The 19,574-nt window shown below is 40.3% G+C and carries 10 protein-coding genes, 1 tRNA gene and 1 pseudogene; 10 read left to right on the top strand and 2 right to left on the bottom strand.

The genetic code is table 11. The features are described from left to right. Positions 1 to 54: 54 nt before the first annotated feature. The 4 genes from ACE1CC_RS18430 (at position 55) to ACE1CC_RS18415 (ending at position 5,972) form a co-directional block, all read left to right on the top strand. Positions 55 to 1,248, top strand: a complete 1,194-nt coding sequence (locus ACE1CC_RS18430; protein ID WP_413271890.1) for an acyltransferase family protein — start codon at positions 55 to 57, stop codon at positions 1,246 to 1,248. 64 nt (positions 1,249 to 1,312) lie between these two features. After that, positions 1,313 to 2,251, top strand: a complete 939-nt coding sequence (locus ACE1CC_RS18425; protein ID WP_413271889.1) for a sialate O-acetylesterase — start codon at positions 1,313 to 1,315, stop codon at positions 2,249 to 2,251. A 405-nt stretch (positions 2,252 to 2,656) separates the two neighbouring features. Next, positions 2,657 to 2,872: a hypothetical protein gene (locus ACE1CC_RS18420; RefSeq protein ID WP_413271888.1), complete on the top strand. Its 216-nt coding sequence runs from the start codon at positions 2,657 to 2,659 to the stop codon at positions 2,870 to 2,872. A gap of 64 nt (positions 2,873 to 2,936) precedes the next feature. Next, complete coding sequence (locus ACE1CC_RS18415) at positions 2,937 to 5,972, top strand: hypothetical protein (RefSeq protein ID WP_413271887.1); 3,036 nt, start codon at positions 2,937 to 2,939, stop codon at positions 5,970 to 5,972. Between the two features lie 648 nt (positions 5,973 to 6,620). Here ACE1CC_RS18415 and ACE1CC_RS18410 read toward each other — a convergent pair. Then, positions 6,621 to 6,693, bottom strand: a tRNA-His gene (locus ACE1CC_RS18410). A 116-nt stretch (positions 6,694 to 6,809) separates the two neighbouring features. On the opposite strand from ACE1CC_RS18410, the gene ACE1CC_RS18405 reads away from it, so the two are divergent. From ACE1CC_RS18405 to ACE1CC_RS18380, 6 genes are all read left to right on the top strand, one after another. Continuing rightward, positions 6,810 to 7,214 carry a DUF4359 domain-containing protein gene (locus tag ACE1CC_RS18405; protein ID WP_413271886.1) on the top strand — a complete coding sequence of 135 codons (405 nt, stop codon included), beginning with the start codon at positions 6,810 to 6,812 and terminating at the stop codon, positions 7,212 to 7,214. 138 nt (positions 7,215 to 7,352) lie between these two features. Then, a complete protein-coding gene (locus tag ACE1CC_RS18400) occupies positions 7,353 to 8,765 on the top strand; it encodes a protein kinase domain-containing protein (protein WP_413271885.1) in 1,413 nt (470 codons plus the stop codon). Between the two features lie 273 nt (positions 8,766 to 9,038). Beyond that, a complete protein-coding gene (dpsA, locus tag ACE1CC_RS18395; RefSeq protein WP_413260994.1) occupies positions 9,039 to 9,593 on the top strand; it encodes a DNA starvation/stress protection protein DpsA in 555 nt (184 codons plus the stop codon). Positions 9,594 to 9,720: 127 nt separating this feature from the next. After that, a complete protein-coding gene (gene obgE, locus ACE1CC_RS18390; protein ID WP_413271884.1) occupies positions 9,721 to 10,755 on the top strand; it encodes a GTPase ObgE in 1,035 nt (344 codons plus the stop codon). A 259-nt stretch (positions 10,756 to 11,014) separates the two neighbouring features. Then, positions 11,015 to 14,698 carry a PAS domain-containing protein gene (locus ACE1CC_RS18385; RefSeq protein WP_413271883.1) on the top strand — a complete coding sequence of 1,228 codons (3,684 nt, stop codon included), beginning with the start codon at positions 11,015 to 11,017 and terminating at the stop codon, positions 14,696 to 14,698. A gap of 493 nt (positions 14,699 to 15,191) precedes the next feature. Next, on the top strand, positions 15,192 to 18,602 hold the full coding sequence (locus ACE1CC_RS18380) for a type 2 lanthipeptide synthetase LanM family protein (RefSeq protein WP_413271882.1): 3,411 nt from the start codon (positions 15,192 to 15,194) through the stop codon (positions 18,600 to 18,602). 49 nt (positions 18,603 to 18,651) lie between these two features. Here ACE1CC_RS18380 and ACE1CC_RS36865 read toward each other — a convergent pair. Further along, positions 18,652 to 19,510 (bottom strand): annotated as a pseudogene (locus tag ACE1CC_RS36865) (ISL3 family transposase); the annotation flags it as partial. Positions 19,511 to 19,574: the final 64 nt, after the last annotated feature.

Genomic DNA, 19,574 nt, shown 5'->3' with positions numbered 1-19,574 from the left:
TTCTCTGGTTTATTTACTTTCTTTGATTTTACTGCGGACTAGGAGTTAACAACGATGGAACTTTCGGCAAATTCAGGTGACTCTTATCAAAAGAGTGAACCAGCAACCCTGGCAAAGAAGGAGCAAAAATTTGAAGCATTTGATTTTCTCCGCGCCATCTTTTCCCTCGCCATAGTCGCATACAAAACCAAGATTTTTAACATCCCAAAAATCCTGGCACCGAATGGTTTTACTAAGTCATTCAGCGATTATGTATTGAGTGGAATGGTAGGTGCTCTCGCAGTTCCAGTGTTCTTACAAGTATCCCTGTTTCTATTTTACAATAAAAGTGAAAAAACCGGGCTTAATTACTTTATTCAAAAACGTCTTCCCCGGCTGATATATCTTTACCTTTTTTGGGTTGGTTCGATCACCTTATATGATGTCTTATTTGTCGGAGGATTTGAAGTAATCAGAAAAGCCACTTCATCAATCAAAGTTTTTTTTGAATTTATCATGAGTGGCAACAGTACACCCTATTTCTTCTTCTTTTCTCTGATTTTTGTCACAGTCATTGCTGAAATTGTAGTCTTGTTATTTAGTAAAATAGAAAAGCCAGCGACAAAACTAAGCATCAGTTATTGGTTACTTATTGCCTCCTGCATCTTAGTATTTAGTTTTTCTACTATCCAACCAATCATTAAGTACACAGGGATTCAATCATCATTATTAAACTTTATAAATAACCTCACGGGATGGGACTATACTCCAGTGAATTTCTTGCCTTATGTCTTTACCGCAACTATCACCGCACAAGAATACAAAGAAGGAAAATTAGCTCAAGTAACTACATTTTTGCGACGAAAGTTATACGGCTTACTTGGGTTAACATTATTCTTTTTTGCTTTAGAATGGATATTGACAAGTAATGGTCTGCTAATTCAAGTAGACCAAGCACCTTTAGATCATTACTTGAGGTTATCTCTCGTTTTTGGCTCTTGGTTGCTCCTATATTTAGCTATAGTATCAAAACGCCAAGTTCCTGCCATTGTTGGATTTCTCTCCTATTGCTCTTTGGGAATTTATGGCTTCCACGTTTTCTTTACCTATCAAAAACCTCTACCTTTAGGTAGCATTCCTGTGCTAGGTAATTTATTTCAGGCAGTTCCAGTTTTGTTTATATTAGCTAATTTCTTTATAGTCTTGGGCGCTTCAATTGCACTGACCTTATTGTTTAAAAGAGTCAAAATTTTAAAACAATTCGTCTGAACCGCTTCCTCCATAACCCAAGAGCATTTTTGTAGTGACGGCATAATTAGGAACACCAAGCGTTATGAAGCTCAAAAAAGGAAATATCTTACCTGCGATCGTAACTATGGTTCTTGCCTTACCCATTGGTGTAACAGTCGGCGCTTTTTTAGAAAAAAGCTACGGTTTCAAAAATATACTCCAGGGTAATTTTCAGACAAATTATCCCTCAGAAATAACCCAGATAAATCAAACTAGTATTCCGCAAAAGTATCAAGGAAAATTGCAGTTGTTCATACTTGCTGGACAGTCAAATATGGCAGGAACGGGGGATCTTCCCTCACAACCAAAGCAAGCAGAAACTAACCCCAAAATATTTGTCTTTGGTAACGATTATCGCTGGAAAGTAGCCAAAGAACCTGTCGATGATCCAACAAATCAAGTAGACAAAATATCCTCAGACAAACCCGCAGGTTATAGCCCCGCCTTATCGTTTGCTACGACTATTTTAAAGCAGCGTCCTGATATGATAATCGGGCTAATACCTTGCGCTAAAGGTGGTTCTTCTATCCATGAGTGGCAAAGAAACGGAAACTTAGACGAAAATACACTTTATGGATCTTGTTTAAAGCGAGTACGCGCAGCTTCAACAATGGGAAATGTTGCTGGTATTCTGTTTTTTCAAGGCGAAATTGATACAGTAGACCCCAAAGAAGATCCTAAAAGAATATTTTCCGCCAATCAATGGGCAAATAAATTTACTCTTCTGGTCAGAAATTGGCGTGGAGATTTGAAATCGCCTAATTTACCTGTAGTTTTTGCACAAATTGGCAGTAACACAGAACCAGAAAGATTTGTAAATTGGAAAGTTGTCCAAGAACAGCAGCGTCAAGTCAATTTGCCATTTTCTGCAATGATTACCACAGATGACTTAGCCTTGAAAGACTACGTTCACTTTACTACAGAAAGTTATCAAACAATCGGTCAACGTTTTGCTAAAGCTTATTTGAGCTTGCAAAAATAAACAGAATCCACTGAAAAGCTGACCTGAACTGTTTTTGGAGGTGTCGGTTAATCAAAGAAACTGGTGAGGATTAGTAAGGATATAAATATTTAGTATAAATAACGCAAGTTGCTAGTTATTAATTCTTTCGGAGTTCCCCCCTTGAGTAAGGGGGGTAGTGGGGGGATCTAATGCTGTGATTACTAGGTTTTGATCCCCCCAACCCCCCTGAAGTCGGTTAACACATTATTTGTCGTCTTAACTAATTAATGTCGTCCAAATTTACCAGGTTGTAATCCTTGCAAACTAAGGGTTTCAGCCATTTTAACACTATTTAGCTTCATGTGGGAGCTTTAACATTTTACTTGTCATTATATCGGCTGGCGAGGTTCACGAGTCTCCCATCAAACTCGTGATGGTAAAACTTTGGATGTACGCTATAGCAACCATGTATGGCAATGCGATCATACAAAATTAGACCTGATGTTGGTCGATCAATTTGGTGAAGTTTTGAGTCGTCCTTGGTTAACAAAAATTACCGATAGTTATTCCCTTTACAACAATGGCGAAACGTCAGAAACTCGTTTAACAGGGTGGAAGGGCGCGATCGCACTTACCCTGATAACTTTAACTCCAAATTAGCGATCGCACTTTTTTGATGCTATTTTGCTATTTGACGACCCAAGGCGCATTCTATCCCACAACCATGCTCAAAATTTCGGGCAAAACCCGCAAGTTTTCTCCCTTTTTCCTTTTCCCTTTTACTCTTTTCCTGATTCTCCTTCTCTCCCTCTCTTGGGTGAATGCCCAAGAAGCGCCCAAGCCGAAGCCCCAACCTTGGCAGATTGATGGTATTTTAGCTGCCCTTGAAGATAGCCAAGACCAAGTGAAGAGATATGCTTTCGAGCAATTAGCTAGCTACAAGTCGCAAGACTTGAAATCAGTGGTTAAGAAACCGGAGGACATAGCACGCAAAGCTGCCGACATCCTCAAGGATAAAAAGGTGGACGCATCTGTTCGTAACAGTGCGGCAGAAGCCTTGGGTAAGTTGGGACAGGCAGCTCAACCCTATATCCCAGACATCGCCAACATCCTCAAAGATAAAAAGGTGGGTATAGATGCTCGTCGCAGTGCAGCAGAAGCCTTGGGGAACTTGGGACAGGCAGCTCAACCCTATATCCCAGACATCCTCGACATCCTCAAAGATGACAAGGTGGACATAAACGTTATTAACAGTTCAGCAGAAGCCTTGGGTAAGTTGGGACAGGCAGCTCAACCCTATATCAAAGACATCGCCAACATCCTCAAAGATGAAAAGGCGGACGCATCTGTTCGTCGCGGTGCAGTAGAAGCCTTGGGTAAGTTGGGACAGGTAGCTCAACCCTATGTCCAAGACATCGCCGACATCCTCAAAGATAAAAAGGCGGACGCAGATTTTCGTAGCTATGCAGCAATAGCCTTGTGGAACATAGGACAGGCAGCTCAACCCTATATCCAAGACATCCTCGACTTCCTCAAAGATGAAAATGTGAATGTCTCTAATCGTTACGGTATAGCAAAAGTCTTGGTTCGTAACGGTGCAGCAAATGCCTTCGTTATCTTGGGGAACGCAGCTCAATCCTATATCAAAGATATCCTCGACTTCCTCAAAAATGAAAAGCCGAATATCCTTGGATACACTGGATATGATGCAGATGTTCGTGGCGATGCACTAAAAGCCTTGGGTAACATGGGACAGGCAGCTCAACCCTATATCCAAGACATCGCCGACTTCCTCAAAGATGACAAGGTGGACGCAGATTTTCGTGGCGATGCAGCACAAGCCTTGGGTAACATGGGACAGGTAGCTCAACCCTATATCCCAGACATCCTCAACTTCCTCAAAGATGAAAATCTGAATGTCTCTAATCGTTACGATGCAGCACAAGCCTTGAGCAATATCAGGAAACTGGGGCTAAGCGAGGTTGTTGTCGTCCTAGATCGGGTCTATGAGCCAAATAACAAATTTGAACAGTGGAGATTTTTGACCTATTTCCTGGGTGGCGGCACGGATGAGGTGAAAACCTTGCTCAAATGGCTTGGCAATCCTAAAGCACTTCCTACTGAACTCAAATACGAGGAAGCCAAGAAAACACTAGAAGTCTTTCGCGATGCCTGGAAAGCGAGTCAGGGACTAGAACGCTTACAAAAAGACTTAGCAGACAAGATAGGTATTGTTGCACAACAGATATCTTGGAAACCCCAGGATATTCTCTTACTGCAAACTCACTGCAACAACCTCAAAAAAGGCAAATACAACGCCACTGATACGGTGCAGTCCGCAATTAATAATTTGACATTTTGGCAGTGGATTTTTAACGCCAGAAACACCATCCTGATTCATGCTACCTTTTGGCTTGTCCTCATCTTCGCCTACCCCAAATCTGCCCAAGTCCAAGCCATCTTTTTCTGGAACCCGTGGGTACGCAAGATTTTGGGTGTGGGCTATGTGGGCTTTCTCCTCACCTGGGTTCCCTACCTGCGCCGCAAACTATTTGAACCTTTCAAACCTTCCCTACTAGCCGATGCCGGATTAGACAATTTCAGTTCCCTCACCTACTTCCCACAGTCTAAAGTCAAAGTTCCAGGTACAGGAGAAATCAAACCCGTTACTGAAGCACTACCCAGTATCCAAGGGCAAATCATCTTAGAAGGCGATTCCGGTTTAGGCAAGTCGATGTTTCTGCGCCATCTCGTCAAAAATTCCCCGCGCATCGTCGTCTACCTACCCGCCCAAAAATGCGACAAAGGTGTGATTGAAGCGATTCAGGAAAAACTGCAAGGACAAGCACAAGATGCCGAATTCCTGAAAAACCTCATTTATAGTGGTGCTATCGATATCTGCATTGACGGACTCAACGAAGTCTCCGCCGAAACGCGAGCAAAAATCGTCTCCTTCGTTGAGAAATATTTCCGGGGTAACATTATCATGACCACCCAGCGTTTGCAGTGGACACCCCCCTCAACCGCAAAAACCTATTACTTCCAACCCCTTGAAACCGACCAAATCAAGAAGTTTTTAATTTCCCGTCAGCCAAGACTGCCCAAAGATGCCAAAATTCAAGGAACTGATTACGAAAAAGCCTGCACCAACTACTTAAACGCCCTCAACAACCAACAACCCGACAACGATTTAAAAGCCACCAAAAACAGACTATCCAACCCAATGGATCTAACTCTCGTCGCCCTTATGCTATCCCAAGGCGAAATACCTGACCTACTTCGCCTGCAAGAACAACAATACAACCAGATGGCAAAAGAATTCTTGGAAGAATGGAATTACGAATTTCCTCTGAAAGAATTCTCCGAAGCCGTTTACAATATGCAACTCAAGGACGAAAAAGCTTTACCTGCGGAGCAATTTTACCGAGAATTACAGTCTCTAGAAGATGAGAAATATAAGATGGTAGTCAGCCGTCAGTGGGAAGAAAAAGGAGAAGCCAAGAAACAATGGTGCTTCCGCCACGACAAAATTATGGATTACTTCCTGGTACAAAACTTCCTCGGCGACAGTCATGAAACTGAAGCACGATTAATTGACCTCATGAGCGATTCGCGATTTCGGGGTGTTTACTTCTTATTAGCAACCTTACTGCCTTTAGATGAAGCGAAAAAACTACGCGAACAGTTAATTCAGTATGCCGCTGATACGAAAGATCATACAGTTAGCGATACCTTTGTGCAGTTATTACGGACTAGATGAAAAAATACCTCCTGAGTCTGCACAGAGCCTAGTGAACTAGAGAGTTTGTATTGCTTTTGAGCGATCGCATTAAGTTAGCCAGCGCGATCACACTCCAACTTATGCTATTAAATAGTCTCGATTAGTGAGTAAATGTGTCACCTAAACCGCGCCAGACAATAGACAGCAACCCGAAGAAAACTCAATATAGGATCGATGCGCTCAGTAACCTGCCCTTGGAGCCTCTAGACTATTGCAAACGATGGGTTGAGATGTCCCCCGATGACTGGGGATACAGAAAAGCCTGCATAGCTTCTCTAGCCGAAGCAACCGGACTAAGTGAAAGAACGATCGGTAACTGGGGAGAGAACTTCCAGCGACGGCCTCAATACGTGCTGCATATCCTTTTCCTCGTTCCCCGGTTCAACCTGGGAACGAAGAAATTGTAGGGACACGGCATTCAAAAGATAACGCAGGAGTGGCAAATATTAATGATGCCGTGTCCCTACCGTCACCTTGCGCCCAAGACAGGGCGAAGCATTTGGGTACAAGTATTTTTGGTAGGTTGCAGAATTTATCGCCCAAATGCTGATGCCTACGGCACGCACTCGCGTTCGCCCCTACATTAATTAATTTGTCAACAAATAATGTGTTAATCGAGACAAGAAGGGCGAACGATGGGACTTGAACCCACGAATGGTGGAACCACAATCCACTGCCTTAACCACTTGGCTACGCTCGCCTTGCGATTACTTATCATAGCACTCTTTTCCCAAAAGGATCAAGTCCTTGACCTAGAGATGAAAAAATTCTTTCAGTGCTAAGCTAACTCTGGACTTAAACGGACACAATAAATTAATGAAAAGTTGGAATCTTCCCCTATCTCTGGGTACTGCCATTGTAACCGGACTACTGGTGTCCTTAGCCATCAGCAATCCCAGTCAGTCGGAGTACGAGGAGTATGCTACCAAGCAACTCACCGAATATTTGCAAGAAAACGTCTGTCCCCAAGCACCGAAAATTTGGGGAAAGTCCCTCAAACGAGAGTGCAAAAGATTGGTTAATTCCAATCAATCAGAAATCAAACAAATCATTTCTCAAGGTACAGAAAGATATAATTTTCTTCTGTTCAGTATTTACACAACTGAGTTATCAATTACTCAAGTTTCGTCCTTCTTACCCTCTGGCTTATTACCTTCTTACCATTTTGGCACATTAGCAGTGGGGCATCAATTTTATATTTACCAAGCAGAACAGCAATAAGTTATTAATTATCTGAAATCACTCAAATCTCTAAAAGAGCTTAACATTAGTAAAATTTCTTTTCAGAAACGTTTGTAAACTGTCAACTATAAGTTAAGTATGTTAATTGTATAGTTAATTGCTTTGTTAGTTGGTACTATGTCTTACTGTCTCACCCCAGGATGTTTTAGTCCTGTTAACCCGGACAATGCAAAATTTTGCCTAAGTTGTGGTTCTTTGCTAACATTAAAAGATAGATACCGCCCGATGCAACTAATCGGAAAAGGTGGTTTTGGTAAAACTTTTTTAGCAATAGATGAAGGAACAGCTGATAAAGTTCGCTGTGTGGTGAAGCAACTTTATTTACAAAGTAAAAATACTTTAGTCGTTAATAAAGCAACTCAGTTGTTTCGTCAGGAAGCACAACGTTTAGCAGAGTTAGGAAAACATCCGCAAATACCATCTTTATTGGCGCATTTTGAACAGCAAAAACAGCTTTATTTAGTCCAAGAGTTTATTCCTGGACAAACTTTAGAGAAGGAGTTGCAGGAAAAAGGGGTGTTTAATGAATCGCAAATCTGGGAGTTACTCAAAGATTTGGTTCCTGTGTTAAAATTTGTCCACGATCGCCATGTGATTCACCGAGATATTAAACCCGCAAATATTATCCGTCGTCAAACAGATGGAAAGTTATTTTTGATTGATTTTGGGGTAGCTAAGTTAATTACTGATAGTGGTTTATTTCGTACTGGAACGGCGGTGGGTACTGCGGAATATGTTGCGCCGGAACAAATGAAGGGAAAGGCTTTACCTGCTAGTGACCTTTATAGTTTGGGTGTTACTTGCATTTATTTATTAACTGGTGTGTCTCCGTTTGATTTAACTGATATTGCTAATAATACTTGGGTGTGGCGAGATTTTTTACCTAAAGGTAGCTCGGTGAGCGATCGCCTAACTAAAATCTTAGATAAATTAATCAAACCAGCCGTTAGTCAACGTTACCAATCTGTAGGCGATGTCTTACTAGCCTTGACTATCTTACCATCAACTCCGGCAATAGTTCAACCTTTACCACCTCAGAAAAATAACATTTTAACTAACATTTTGCGTCGCTACAATGCTAAACCGCAAGGAGATCGATTAATCTCGGAAGTAGGGGTTGATTACACAAACTTACAGCATTTGTTAGCTGCTGGGAAATGGAAAGAAGCCGATCGCGAAACTTGGGTCGTCTTATGTTTAGCTCTGGGAAAATCTACTAATGCTTACCTAAAGCTTAGTGACATTGAAAGACTACCTGATGAGGATTTACAGACTATCGATCGCCTCTGGGTAAAGTACAGTCAACAACACTTCGGTTTCAGTATCCAAGCATACATTTTCCATGCTGTTAATGATGATTATGGACGGTTTTGTGAGGCGGTTGGTTGGCCTACACACCAAACCCATAATTCCTATTTGAAATTTAGTATATCAGCCCCAGTGGGACATCTGCCTTCACGTAGTTGGGTTGGTGGGTCGCAATGGTGGCGACATGGAGCAACTATGGCATCCAAACTCAGCAAACATTAAGTTTCAGCAATTAACAGAGTGTCAATTATTCTCATCTAACTAAAAAGTAAAATTTTTATTTTTTACTTTTGGTAAGTGTGGTCGTTTCCTGACATATATAGACATTGCTAAATTAGTGGATTGTGCTTCCAGCCAATCTCCAGCTTAAGCAAGTCTTAATTATTGATAAAATTTTGCATCAATTGCCAAAAGCCTAGTTGACTATTAAAAGGAAAGTGATAGATTGTCAATAGCTGCAACCAGAATCCTTAAGTAACAGGAAAAGGGGAAAACATGACCCAAGCTTTAGGTTTAAGACAAGCCGTAGATCAGATTGCTGACAATCCAGTTTTATTAGAAAAATCCGTTACTGGACCTGTATGTGAAGGATTAAATATTGCCTTAGCTAGCTTTCAAGCGTTGTATCTGCAATATCAGAAACATCATTTTGTAGTTGAGGGTAGTGAATTCTATTCTCTACATCAATTCTTTCAAGATAGCTATGGAGAAGTAGAAGGGCACATTCATGAAATTGGTGAACGTTTGAATGGCTTAGGCGGTGTTCCTGTTGCTAGTTTCACCAAACTTGCTGAACTGTGTTGCTTCACTCCCGAAGATGATGGCATTTTTACTAGCCGATCGATGGTAGAACATGATTTACAAGCGGAACAAGCTGTAATCAAAGTAATTAGAAGCCAAGCAGCACAAGCAGAGAGTTTAGGCGATCGCGCTACTCGTTATTTGTATGAAAAAATCTTGCTGGAGACAGAAGACAGAGCATTTCATTTAGCTCACTTCTTAGCTCATGATAGTCTGACTCTGGCTTTCGTTGCTCCTAGTCATAATTAAGGGTACAAGGCAGAAATAAAGCTGATATTTAACTCTAGATCCCCGACTTCACAGAAGAAGTCGGGGATCTGAGCATAGATACTAAAATATAGGAATTAGTTTAAAAGTTAGGTAAAAAAGGACGATTATGCAATTTATCGATCAAGTAGAAATTGAAGTTGAGGCTGGTAAAGGAGGCGATGGAATTGTAGCATTTCGCCGGGAAAAGTATGTTCCGGCTGGTGGGCCTTCTGGTGGTAATGGGGGGAAAGGGGGTTCTTGTATTCTTGTTGCTACTTCGGACTTGCAGACTTTGCTGGATTTTAAATATAATCATCGGTTTAAGGCTGAGGATGGTTCGCGTGGGGGGCCAAATAATCGCACTGGGGCGAATGGGAGCGATCGCATAATCCAAGTTCCCTGTGGTACTGTCGTTTATGATGCCGAAACTGACGAAATTTTGGGAGATATTGTTGAACCTGGGCAAACTCTTTGTATTGCCGAAGGTGGCAAAGGTGGTTTAGGAAATCAGCATTTTCTCAGTAATCGTAACCGTGCGCCGGAATATGCTTTACCAGGGTTGCCGGGAGAAGTGCGACTGCTTCGTTTGGAATTAAAACTGTTAGCTGAAGTGGGAATTATGGGGTTGCCCAATGCGGGAAAATCTACTTTGATTTCCACAATTTCTGCTGCTAAACCCAAAATTGCTGATTATCCTTTTACAACTTTAGTTCCGAACTTAGGTGTAGTGCAAAAACCGGATGGTGATGGCGCAGTTTTTGCAGATATTCCCGGATTGATTGAAGGTGCTCATTTAGGTGTGGGTTTGGGACATGATTTTTTACGTCATATTGAACGGACTCGGTTATTGCTGCATTTAATTGATGCAACGGCGGAAGATCCGATCGCCAATTATCAAACAATTCAAGAAGAATTATTAGCTTATGGGCGGGGTTTATCCGAACGTCCGCAACTTTTGGCTTTGAGTAAAATTGATGCGATCGATCCTGCACAAACAGACTTAGAAAAACTGCGTCAACAATTGCAAGAGTTAAGCGGAAATCAAGTTTTTCTCATTTCCTCTGCTACTCGTTCTGGACTAGAGAATTTGTTACAACAAATTTGGCAAATGTTGGAAGAAACCGAACAATTAGAATCTGAAACTCCACTTCTTCAATTCTAGCCAGAGAAATTATTTTATCTGTGGGGTAGGGGGGTAAGGGGACACAGGGGCAAGGGAGAGGGGTGATTATAACTCAAATTTAGTTGAAAACTTGCCTTAGAGCTTCGTACTTAATAAGAAAACTACCGGGAGACATAAAGTAGAAGTAACCCTTGGGAAATTCTGCCAAAAGGCAGAGCAGGAGTTTTGCAGTTTGATCGAAAATTAAAATGGTTGAATCTGCTGATTTAGTCAAGCAATTGCCATCTGGGTTGAAAAAATGGAACAAGAAGAAATGTTGAATAAAACCCTTCTCGATCGAATTGCTGCACTAGAACAGCGAGTTCAACAATTAGAAGAGTTGGAAAGAGAATGCCAGAAAGAAAAGAAAGCTCTGCAACAAGAATTGGCGGAAATTAAGGACAAGAGCGATCGCTTAAAACAATTAGAGCAAGTTGAAGATAATCTTCGCCAAACTGAAGAACGTTTACAGTTAGCCCTCAACTCTGCCAAAATGATTGTCTGGGACACGAACTTAAAGACAAATCAAGTGGTATGTTGTGAGAATGCGACCAAAGTCTGGGGCATTCAAACAGGTACAGTGGAAGAGTTTTTTGCCCTTGTGCATCCAGACGATCGGCAAAACTTAATCCAAGCTTACGAACGGGCTTTAGCCCGTGAAACTGCTTATCATCAACAATATCGAGTAATTAGTCCATCGGGACAAGTGCGCTGGCTCGATAGTCAAGGAACTGTATATTTGGATGCAGCGGGAGAACCAGAACGCTTAATCGGGATTTCTGTCGATATTACCGATCGCAAACAAGTAGAAGCGGAATTACAGAAAAGAGAGCAACGCTTTACTACTTTGTTCAATGGCATGGAAGATTGGGTTTTGGTGTATCATATTACACTCGATTATCAGCCAGGAAAGTTAATTGAAGTTAATGAGCAAGCTTGTAAGCGCTTAGGTTACAGCAGAGAAGAACTATTAACTATGTCTGTTACCGATATTGTTTGTTTCACAAATCTGACTCCGCAATTTCTGATTGAAAAACTGCAAACACTCAAACATTTTGTCTTAGAATCTATTCATCGTACCAAAACAGGTGAATTAATTCCTGTAGAAGTTAGTGCTACCTTATTTACTCTTAATGGTTTACCGACAATTCAAGCGATTTGTCGTGATATTACTAAGCGCAAACAAGCGGCAGAAAAACTCCGCGCTAGTGAGGAACGTTTAGTATTAGCAAATCAAGTAGGAAAAATTGGTACTTGTGAATGGCACTTTGAAACGGGAAAATTAACTTGGTCCGAAGAAATGGAAGCCTTATTTCATTTGGCTCCTGGCAGTTTTGAAGGTAGTTATGAACATTGGTTAAAACGGGTACATCCAGACGATCGCGCTCATGCAGACGCAGCTGCCCAACGTACCGTAGCTGAAGGAATTGACTTTGATACAGAGTTTCGGATTTTACTTCCTGATGGGAGTGTGCGTTGGGTAGTAGGTAAAGCGCAAGTATTCAACGACTCTTCAGGAAAACCCTATCGTTTGATTGGTGTAAATATGGATATTACCGATCGCAAACGAGTGGAAAAAGAACTACGCACAAGTGCTCAACGCTTAAGTCTAGCGTTATCAGCTGCCAAAATGGGCGACTGGAGTTGGGATGCAATAACAGATATGGTGACATTTTCCCCCCGGGCAGCCCAAATGTTTGGCATTCCATCGGGAACTTACATGAGTTGGACAAAGATGCGAAATTTATTGCATCCAGAAGATGGCGATCGCGCACAATTAGCAGTAGAACAAGCTATTAGAGAAAACAGTGATTATGATATTGAATATCGAGTAATTCATTCTGATGGGGAACAACGTTGGGTTGCTGTCAAGGGAAGGGCACAATACAATGCTTGCGGGCAAGTTTTGGGAATGTTGGGAGTGGTACAAGATATCACTTCCCGTAAACAAGTAGAAGCGGAAAGAGAAGAATTATTGTTACGAGAAAAAGCCGCTAGGGTGGAAGCGGAAACTGCTAAAGAAAACATTAGTAAGGTTTTGGAAAGTATTACTGATGGTTTTGTAGCTTTCGATCGCCAATGGCGTTTCACTTATGTTAACCATGAAGGTAGTCATACTTTAGGAAAATCTCCCCAAGAGTTGCTTGGAAAAAATCTTTGGTCGGAGTTCCCGGAACTAGCAGAAAGTAGTTTTGGTCGTTTGTATCTTCAAGCAGTTGCCCAAGGAGTACCGTTAGAAATAGAAGATTATTACCCACCTTTTAATGCTTGGTTTTCGGTGCGTGCTTATCCCTCAGATGCCGGACTTTCCCTATATTTTCGCAACATTAGCGATCGCAAACAAGCTGAAGCCGAAATTGCTAAGTTAAACCGCAATTTACAAAACCGAATTAACGAATTGCAAACTTTGTTTGATGTAATTCCGATCGGCATTTTAATTAGCGACGATCCCGAATTTAAACAGATACGTGCTAACCCTGCCTTTGCTAAAATTCTCGGAACTGCTGTTAATGGTAATGCTTCCTCTACACCACCAGCAGGTAATTCTGTGCCGAAGTACAAAATTTTTAGTAATGGCAAAGAACTCACTCCAGAAGAAACACCTTTACGTTATGCAGGTATTCATAATGTTAATTTGCAAGGAGTGGAAGTTGAGATTTTGCGCCCAGACGGAGTATTGTTTAATTTATATGGTTATGCTTCTCCGTTGTTGGATGAACAAGGTAAACCTAGAGGTGCGGTAGGAGCATTTTTGGATATTAGCGATCGGAAAAAAATTGAAGCCGAACGCGAACAACTATTAGCCAGGGAAAAACTTGCCCGCGAACAAGCCGAAGCAGCTAACCGTGTGAAAGATGAATTTTTAGCCGTTCTTTCTCATGAGTTGCGAACTCCTTTAAATCCGATTCTTGGTTGGACAAGACTGTTACAAACCGGAAAATTAGACCAACAAAAAACTGCTTTGGCTCTGGCAACAATTGAACGCAATACTAAGTTACAAACCCAATTAATTGAAGATTTATTAGATATTTCGCGGATTTTACAAGGTAAATTAACGCTGAACGTATATCCAGTAGATTTAGCTATGACTATGGAAGCGGCAAAGGAAACAATACGTTTAGCCGCTGAAGCAAAATTGATAGAAATTCGCACAAATTTAAAATCAGCTATCTATGTGATGGGTGATGCCAACCGACTGCAACAGGTAGTCTGGAATTTACTAAGTAATGCCGTAAAATTTACCCCAACTGGCGGATTAATTGATGTCAAGTTAGAATCAATTGGCAGTTATGCTCAAATTACGGTGAAAGATACAGGCAAAGGAATTAGTCCTGAATTTTTACCTTATGTATTTGAGTATTTCCGGCAAGCAGATAGTTCGATCACGCGCAAATTTGGGGGGTTAGGTTTAGGTTTAGCGATCGCTCGGCAAATAGTAGAACTTCACGGTGGTACTATCAAAGTAGAAAGTCCCGGAGAAGGATTAGGTGCAACTTTTACAGTGCAATTACCCTATTTGACAGCTAAAACACCAATTAACCAAAACCATAGCCGATCGGATCATAATTTAAACTTACAAAATCAGCAAATCTTAATTGTAGATGATGAAGCAGACACGCGAGAATTAATTGCTTTTCTATTGCAAGAATATGGCGCGAAAATCATCACCGCAACCTCAGCAAAAGAAGCATTAACTTTGCTAGAGGAATTAACTCCAGATTTAATAATTAGTGATATTGGAATGCCAGAAATGGATGGTTACAGTTTAATGCGTCAGGTGCGATCGCTAAATCCAACTAAAAAAATTCCCGCCATTGCTTTAACTGCTTACGCTAGTGAAGCCGACCAAAAACAGGCAATTAATTCCGGTTTTCAATTACATATTGCTAAACCTTTGGAAATAGAGCAATTAACTCAAGCAATAGTTAGTTTACTAAGTTGATTATAGGTTAGGGAGAAAGTTTTAAGTTAATGAATTCTCCTTTTTTTCTTGATTCAACTAACTAATATCATGTCTGGTCGATCGGTCATAATATCTTTTTTTCTACACCTTGTAGAGACGTTATATATTTGTAGAGACGTTATATATTTGTAGAGACGTTATATATAACGTCTCTACATTATGGGTAATCGACCGGACATGATATAACAAGTGCGGATGAGCTTCCGCAAATTTAAATGATAAAAATATCTGTTCAGACTTGGCGAAGAGAAAAAACGGAATCGATATGACTACCAACTTTGCAAAACTTGAGAAATTAGCTAACTATCGAAGCAAGATAAATTGCTAATTTGGGAATAATAAAGCTGACGAGATTTTCTGCAAAGACTATGATAGGCTGGCGCTTCTCCTTTTGGCTCTGTTTCGGTAGTCGGTAATCAACTAATTTATTTATACCAACTACCAACTACCGATTACCAACAACCCTAATACTATGAAAATCACAAAATCCGACTTAGCAAAAATTGTCGCCCAAGCTAGCTCTCTGTCAGAGCGCCTACGGATGGAGTCGTTTGCAGTTAATAATACAGATACCGGGGAATCACAAGAGGATCAGCGCCTCGATCGCTGGTGTCAAGTGGTGGCGCAAGGGAACTGGGAAAAGTTTGCCAAACGGTTAATTTGGGATGATTTGAATTTAGAGCAAGCAAAGCAAATTGTGCGATCGCTTCCCGTTGTCGATCCTGAAGATTTACCAACTTGGGCAGAAACTTTAAATGAAATTATACAAGCTGCTTGGTTATTCGTTAACGATCCAGAAAAAAGGGCAGAAATTTTCGCCAGTGAATTAAAAGATCGCCATGATTTTGCTGATCAAGACGAATATAATTATCCAGCAACTAATCAAATCGATAAACTACCGCTAGATCCCGGAATCAAATTACCCTTCAAAGAAGTATTACTTCCGGCGATTTCTGTAGCGAGGCAGAAATTATTAAATTCTCTAAATTCAGCCACATCTTTACCTTTAGAATTACTTTCTTATTCAGCTTATTTTACTTTAGAACGTAATTTACTAAATCAACTATTAAATCTGAGTGGAAAAACTTTAGAATATGAATTGGCGCGTTCTCGTCCTTTAGGGCAAAATTTGCTGAACTTGTTACGACAATCTACTGGCGATCGCGCCCAAATTAAAGTGCAATACGATGCTTTCGTTCACAAACTTTTGCAAGATGGAATGCTAAGCTTTTTCCAGAATTATCCTGTGCTAGGTCGCTTAATAGCAACAGCAATTGATTTCTGGGTAGAAGCAACAGCCAAATTTTTACAAAGATTGCAAACCAACTTAAATGAAATCCAGCAAGTATTTAAACCAGAGAAAAGTTCTTTGAGCAAACTAGGGAAAGTTATTAAAATCAAACCTGCTCTTTCCGCTCCTCATAATTCAGGGGATACTGTAATTGCTCTCACATTTGAAAATGGATTAAAACTAGTTTATAAACCCAAAAGTTTAGGAGCAGAAGTAGCTTATACCCAGTTTTTAGAATGGTGCAATCAACAAGGGATTGGTTGGCATTTTAAAGTGTTAAAAGTCTGCGATTACCAAACTCATGGCTGGGTAGAATATGTAGAACATTTACCATGCGAAGATGAAGCCGCAGCCAAGCGCTTTTATCAACGCTCTGGAATGTTATTATGCCTGCTTTATGCACTACGAGTAGTTGACTGTCACCGGGAGAATTTAATCGCTCACGGAGAACATTTGGTGTTAATTGACATGGAAACTATCATGCACCAAGAAGTCAATCCTTTAGCTCAATTGCAGGAAGAAACTGAAGCTGAAACAAGTGTAAATTGTTACTTTGCTGACTCAGTGTTACGCACAGGTTTATTACCCCGTTGGGAATTTGGAAAAAACAAACGTTTGGCTTATGATACCAGCGCATTAGGTAGTATTGAAGCTCAAATAACCGCACCACCAGAAGAACATGGGGAAACGAAAGATTTGCAATTTTCTATTCCTCCAAATATACCTATTTTAAATAATTTTCCCCTTTCTCCTAATGATTATTTATCAGAAATAATCACTGGATTTGAGCAAATGTATAGCTTTTTAATTGAAAAACGCGAAATTTTGTTGGCATCTAATACACCGTTGTTATTAATGAAAAACCAGAGAGTGCGGTTTATCTTTCGCGCCACCAGAATTTATTGGACAATTTTACAAAAAACTTTTGCGCCACAATTTCTGCGTGATGGGATCGATCGCAGCATCGAACTAGACATCCTCGCTCGTGCTTTTTTAGTTGCTAACCAAAAACCAGATGCTTGGTCAATATTTCATGCCGAACTTAAAGCAATGGAGCAAATGGATATTCCCTACTTCGCAGCTTATCCTGACAGTCAAGCCCTCACAATTGGTGTAGATAAACCCATTGAACAATACTTTAAAGAATCCAGTTATCAGGAAGTAATTTCCCAATTACAAACTTTAAACGAAACAAACTTAGCCCAACAAACAGAAATAATTAAAGGCTCATTTTATGCCAGAGTAGTACGAAATAATTTAAGTAATAACCCGATAATTAGCAACTTATCCACCCTAGTTCCCACAGATTTATCGCAACTTCAACCCTTAAGTAAAAAGCAATTAATTCAAGAAGCAACTCGCATTGCCACAGAAATTGAACAACGAGCCATTTGGGGAAAAGATGGCAGTGTTAAATGGATTAGTTTTGCCTACATTCCTAACGCCGAAATATTTCAACTAATGCCTTTACCAAAAGACCTTTACAACGGTAATGGTGGCATTGCATTATTTTTATCAGCCTTAGATTATGTCAGAGGTACACAACAATTTCATCAACTAAGTTTAGCTGCCTTTCAATCAATTTGCAAATTTATGCAAACTGCTGATTTTGAATCTACTCGCAGATTTGTGCGCTTAGGAATTGGCGGAGGTACAGGACTAGGTTCGATGATCTACGCCTTAGTAAAAACCAGTCACTTTCTCCAAGAACCTACACTTTTAGAAAACGCTTTAGATATTGCTAAATTAATTACTCCCGAACTCATTACTACTGACAAACAATTTGACATTATTGGCGGTGCAGCCGGAGCAATTTTAGGATTATTGGCATTATACGCCCAAACAAAAGAACCAAATGTTTTAGCGACAGCTATTAATTGCGGTCAACATTTACTCGCCCATCAAACAGAACCAGTCAAACAATTTTATTATCCAAATCTGCCAATTCAAAATCCCAAATCAGGCAAAGCTTGGAATATTTTAGGACAGAAACATTACACAGGTTTTTCTCATGGCGCAGCCGGAATTGCTTATGCTCTATTACGGCTTTATACAGTCACACAAAACGAAGCCTTTTTAACAGCAGCCACTGATGCCATTACTTATGAGCATAGCGTCTTTTCTCCCACAGCCGCCAATTGGCCTGATTTTCGCGCATTTACTCAACAAAATGGTCAACCCGGTTTTATGGTGAGTTGGTGTCATGGCGCAACTGGAATTGGATTAGCAAGGTTGGGTGGGTTGTCAGTATTACAGACAAATCAAATAGAACAAGATATAGAAATTGCTTTGCAAACAACTAAAAAATATAGTTTGCAGGATGTTGATTGTGTTTGTTGTGGTAACTTTGGTCGCATCGAACTGTTGCAGGTAGCCGCAGAAAAATTATCCCGTCCCGATTTAAAAGAAATTGCCGCACAAAGAACTACTTGGGCAGTGAATTGGGCAGAAAAATCTGGCGGATATAAATTACCCAATTTGCCCAATTCAGTATTTAGCCCCAGCTTTTTTCAAGGAACATCGGGAATTGGCTATGAATTACTCCGGTTAGCATACCCAGAACTGCTACCTTCCGTTTTGCTGTGGGATTAATCAAGATTATGTAAAGTTTTGTATGAGACAGTACTCACAAGATTTTAATCATTCCTAAGCAAGCTGAATCTTTGAGTAGACTAGCTAATTCAAGTTTTTCGGACTCAATTAAATCTGCTTCATTCTTCAAAAGTAAACAGCGATTTTTTAAGCCTTTTAATTCTAAATTTAACCGAATCTTATTAAGTGCTTTATTCACTAGTTTCATGACATGAAATCGATCGATAACAATCAGAGCATTGGGAAAAACTTCTTTAATTACTTTGGGGAATCCGCCCCACATATCAACGCTCACTTCCTTGACATTCTCCCGAATAGCTTGTGGCTGCTGCTTTAATACCTCGATGATCTCTTCACTTTTATGGGAGTCAATTACTTCTAGTAATGAACTTTTATCAATATCACTCACTACGGTAACAAATTTTCCTTTACCCTTTTCTCGGCTAAACTCATCGAGGCTTAAGCGTGACGGAGTTCCCCAGTCTTTTTTTTTGACGAGCGATTCGTTTAAAGATATTTTCCACTTGGTTAGGACTTAATTGTTCATTTTCGCTGACTTGTTCAATAGTTAATTCTTTCACTCTTTCATAAATATAATTTTCATAACGAATCGTGTAATTTCGTCCCATTTCTTTAAATGATAACCGTTCTGTTGGTGCTTTTTTACAGTGAACACAATGAAATTGTCGGCGGGGGACTTCTAAGTAAACTCCTTGACCACAAATGGCTAAATCTCGGACTAAATTTGGACGATTTTGATGCAGATTATCAGTATAGTGTCCGCAGAATGGGCAGTTAATTCCTTCGTTTAACAACTCTAATTTTAGGATAAAGAATCCTTCTTTTTGATAAGCGGTGAAAACCGTAACGTTCGGTAAGTTTAATAAGGTATCTAGATGAAAGTCCATCGTTCTTTCCGGGTAAAATGTAGTGATAACTACATTTTACCCCATAATGTCGCAAGACCCAATG

Source organism: Floridaenema aerugineum BLCC-F46, assembly GCF_041929345.1.
In the GTDB taxonomy this organism is placed as follows: domain Bacteria; phylum Cyanobacteriota; class Cyanobacteriia; order Cyanobacteriales; family Aerosakkonemataceae; genus Floridanema; species Floridanema aerugineum.
The sequence above is the reverse complement of the archived record's forward strand: the minus strand, read 5'-3'. Positions and strand labels throughout refer to the sequence as shown.